The sequence below is a fragment of the Micromonospora sp. MH33 genome (assembly GCF_003013775.1).
Classification (GTDB): domain Bacteria; phylum Actinomycetota; class Actinomycetes; order Mycobacteriales; family Micromonosporaceae; genus Micromonospora; species Micromonospora fulviviridis.
The window spans coordinates 1-3,643 of record NZ_MUYZ01000454.1; the positions used below are offsets into that span (position 1 = coordinate 1).

Sequence of the window (3,643 nt, forward strand, 5' to 3'; positions counted from 1 at the left end):
CCCTCGCCCCGGCCCTCGCCCCGACCCTCACCGCGCCGCGCGCCGCGCTCGCCGCGCCGCGAGCGGCCACCGCCCAGGTCCTCCTCGACCTCGGCCGACAGGCCGGCGCGGGTGCGCTCGGCGGTCGGCAGGGTGCCGCTGATGTCCCGGGAGATGTCCAGGTCGGTGTAGAGGTGCGGGGAGGTGTGGTAGGTCTCCGGCGGCTCGGGCATGTCGAGCCCCAGGGTCTTGTCGATGATCCGCCAGCGGGGCATGTCGTCCCAGTCGACGAAGGTCACCGCGACACCGGACGCGCCGGCCCGGCCGGTGCGGCCGATCCGGTGGGTGTAGGTGTCCTGGTCCTCGGGGCAGTCGTAGTTGATGACGTGGGTGACGCCGGTGACGTCGAGCCCGCGGGCCGCCACGTCGGTGGCGACCAGGATGTCGATCTTGCCGGCCCGGAACGCCCGCAGCGCCCGCTCCCGCGCACCCTGGCCCAGGTCGCCGTGGACGGCGGCGACCGCGAAACCGCGGAAGTCGAGGTCCTCGGCCACCCGGTCGGCGGCCCGCTTGGTCCGGGTGAAGATCATGGTGAGCCCGCGACCCTCCGCCTGGAGGATGCGCGCCACGATCTCGACCTTGTTCATCGAGTGGGTGCGGTAGACCAGCTGCTGGGTCTGCGGCGACGGGCCGGTCTCGGCGGTGTGCCCGGCGTGGATGGTCACCGGCCGGCGCAGGAAGCGCCGGGACAGCGCGACGATCGGGTCCGGCATGGTGGCCGAGAAGAGCATGGTCTGCCGGTCCTCCGGCAGCATGGCCAGGATCTTCTCGACGTCGTCCAGGAAGCCCAGGTCGAGCATCCGGTCGGCCTCGTCGAGCACCAGCGCGTGCACCCGGTCGAGCCGGAGGTGCTTCTGCTTGGCCAGGTCCAGCAGCCGGCCCGGGGTGCCGACCAGGATCTCGACACCCTTGCGCAGCGCGTCGATCTGCGGCTCGTACGCGACGCCGCCGTAGATCGGCAGCACCCGGACGCCCCGGGTGCGCCCCGCGGCGTCGAGGTCCTTGGCGACCTGGAGGCCCAGCTCGCGGGTGGGGACGACGACCAGCGCCTGCGGCACGCCGTCGCTGCCCTCGGCGGGGGCGAAGACGCGCTCCAGCAGCGGGATGCCGAAGCCGAGGGTCTTGCCGGTGCCGGTCGGCGCCTGGCCGATCAGGTCGACGCCGCGCAGCCCGATCGGCAGCGCGTACTCCTGGATGGCGAAGGCGCGGGTGATGCCGGCGGCGGCCAGCGCCTCGACGGTCTCCTGGCGGGCGCCGAGCTCGGCGAACGTGGGAGCTTCCGGACGGACCGGAGCGGTGGGGGCCAGTTCCTGGCCTTGAATCTGCTCGCTCATCTGGATTTGGGGGTGCCCTCTCGTGGTGCGCCCCGTCATGTCCTCAGGGCGCGAACGGTATGGCGCGGGCCACACGGTCGGGGGCGGTGTTCGCCGAGCCGGACCGGGCCGCACGCGCGCCGGGGACGATGCTGATCAGCTCAGCTGAACGAATCGGTGCCCACGGCAACTGTGTCATCTTAGCTGAACGGCGCCGGGGCCGTCCTGATTCCGATCGCCGCACCGCGCCCGGGGGTGACCCCGTGTGACCTGGGTCACGTCCGGCGGTCTGGCGCCCGGGAGGTAGCCTGCGCTCGTGCCCGCCCCCGACCCCGCCCTGGTCGACCTGCTCGGCCTCGTGGCGTACGGCGAACTGCTCGCCTTCGACCGGCTGGCCGCCGACGCCCGGCTTGCCCCCGACCTGCGCCGACGGGCCGCGCTGAGCGAGATGGCCGCCGCCGAGATCGCGCACTACCGCGGGATCGCCGACCGGATCACCGCGCTCGGCGTGACCCCCGACGAGGCCATGGCCCCCTACGTCGAGGCGTTGCGGGCGTACCACGACTCCACCGAGCCGAAGGACTGGCTGGAGGCGGTGACCAAGGCGTACGTGGGCGACGCCATCAGCGACGACTTCCTGCGCGGGATCGCCGGCGGCCTCGACGGGCCGGACCGGCGTTTGATCCTCGACGTGCTGCACGACTCCCGATACGTCGAGTTCGCCGCCACCGAGATCCGGGCCGCCATCGAGGCCGACCCGCGGGTGGCCAACCGGCTCTCCATGTGGGCCCGGCGGCTGGTCGGCGAGGCGCTCTCCCAGGCCGGCCGGGTCGCCGCCGCCGACCGGGGCGGCCTCACCGCGCTGATCTCCCGGGAGGGTGTGGACGTGCCGGCGCTGTTCCGCCGGCTGACCGACGCGCACACCGCGCGGATGACCGCCGCGGGGCTGAACAACTGACGCCCGGCGCCGCCGTGACGGGCCTCCCCGCCACGGCGGGCCGGCGGGTATCAGCGGACGGTGAACCCGACCGCGCGGGGCGAGGCCTCCGCGATCTCGACGTAGGCGACCTTCGTGACCGGCACGATGACCCGCCGGCCCTTCTCGTCGGTCAGGGAGAGGGCGCCCTCACCCTTGGCGACGGCGTCGGTCACGATCTGCTCGATCTCGGCCGGCGACTGCGCGCTCTCCAGGACCAGCTCCCGCGGCGCGTACTGCACGCCGATCTTGACCTCCACTGTGCCTCCTCAACTGGGGCGAAAAAGCCACCGTGGGAAGGCTATCCGATCCGGCGGCCCGATGTTCAGGCTGACTCACCTTGCAGGGGGAAGCTGGCGATGCCCCGCCAGGACAGGGCCGCGACCAGCGCCTCGGCCTCCGCCTTGGGCACCTGACGGCCGCCGGCCAGCCAGAACTGGGCGGCCGTCTCGGCCGCACCGACCAGGCCGGAGGCGAGCAGCTCGGCGTGCGCCCGGCTCACGCCGGTGTCCGAGATGATGGTGTCGGTGATCGCGGCGATGCAGCCCTGCTCCACCCGCTCCACCCGCTGCCGGACGGCCGGGTCGTTGCGCAGGTCCGACTCGAAGACCAGCCGGAACGCCTCGCTCTCGTGGTCGACGAAGTCGAAGTACGCGCGCACCGAGGCGCCGACCCGCTCCTTGTTGTCCTGGGTGCCGCGCATCGCGTCGTGCACCTTCGCCACGATGGCGTCGCAGTGCGTGTCCAGCAGCGCCAGGTAGAGCTCCATCTTGCCGGGGAAGTGCTGGTAGAGCACGGGCTTGGAGACTCCCGCCCGCTCGGCGATGTCGTCCATCGCGGCGGCGTGGTAGCCCTGCGCGACGAACACCTCCTGGGCGGCCGCGAGCAGCTGCTTGCGCCGCGCCGAGCGGGGCAGGCGGGTGGGCCGGCCGGCGGTCTGCGCACCGTTCCCCACAGCGGTCATGGGAACCTCCGAGTTTCTCTGTACGAGCCGGCACTTATCACCCGAACCGGTCCGGGTCCGTGAACCCGGCGCGGAATTGGCCCGCCGCTGTAACTTATCGCCACTGTCACCACACGGTAGCCTCAGCGGGGGCGACCAAGGAGCGCGCGGTGAGTGAATCAGGGCAACCCGGAGCCGCCACCCCGGGAGAGCACGGCGACGGCACGGGTCAGCAGGACGACCTGGCCCGCGCCGGCAGCGGGTGGGCGCCCCCGGCGACCGGCTGGGCCCGGGGCGCACCGGCGCCCGGCGCCTGGCCCCGCGTCGACCTCACCACCGGCTGGGGTGCCTCGTCCCCCCGGCACGGCGACC

The 3,643-nt window shown here is 73.4% G+C and carries 5 protein-coding genes; 2 read left to right on the forward strand and 3 right to left on the reverse strand.

The genetic code is table 11. The features are described from left to right. Nucleotides 1–1,373, reverse strand: a 1,373-nt coding sequence (locus B0E53_RS34250) for a DEAD/DEAH box helicase (protein ID WP_107079690.1), incomplete at its 3' end; no start/stop codon positions are given. 295 nt (nucleotides 1,374–1,668) lie between these two features. Here B0E53_RS34250 and B0E53_RS34255 point away from each other — a divergent pair. Then, nucleotides 1,669–2,310, forward strand: coding sequence for a ferritin-like fold-containing protein (locus B0E53_RS34255; RefSeq protein WP_107079691.1), 642 nt, complete (start codon nucleotides 1,669–1,671; stop codon nucleotides 2,308–2,310). Nucleotides 2,311–2,360: 50 nt separating this feature from the next. Here the strand turns inward: B0E53_RS34255 and B0E53_RS34260 are convergent, their stop codons facing one another. Both B0E53_RS34260 and B0E53_RS34265 read right to left on the reverse strand, forming a co-directional pair. Beyond that, nucleotides 2,361–2,588 (reverse strand): DUF3107 domain-containing protein, encoded by a 228-nt coding sequence (locus B0E53_RS34260; RefSeq protein ID WP_107079692.1) that lies wholly within the window; start codon nucleotides 2,586–2,588, stop codon nucleotides 2,361–2,363. A gap of 65 nt (nucleotides 2,589–2,653) precedes the next feature. Beyond that, the gene (locus B0E53_RS34265; RefSeq protein WP_107079693.1) at nucleotides 2,654–3,292 is read right to left on the reverse strand and encodes a TetR/AcrR family transcriptional regulator; all 639 of its coding nucleotides are present in this window, start codon (nucleotides 3,290–3,292) and stop codon (nucleotides 2,654–2,656) included. Nucleotides 3,293–3,441: 149 nt separating this feature from the next. Here B0E53_RS34265 and B0E53_RS34270 point away from each other — a divergent pair. Beyond that, nucleotides 3,442–3,643 (forward strand): hypothetical protein (locus B0E53_RS34270; RefSeq protein ID WP_210406329.1); only part of this gene is annotated, 202 nt, incomplete at its 3' end.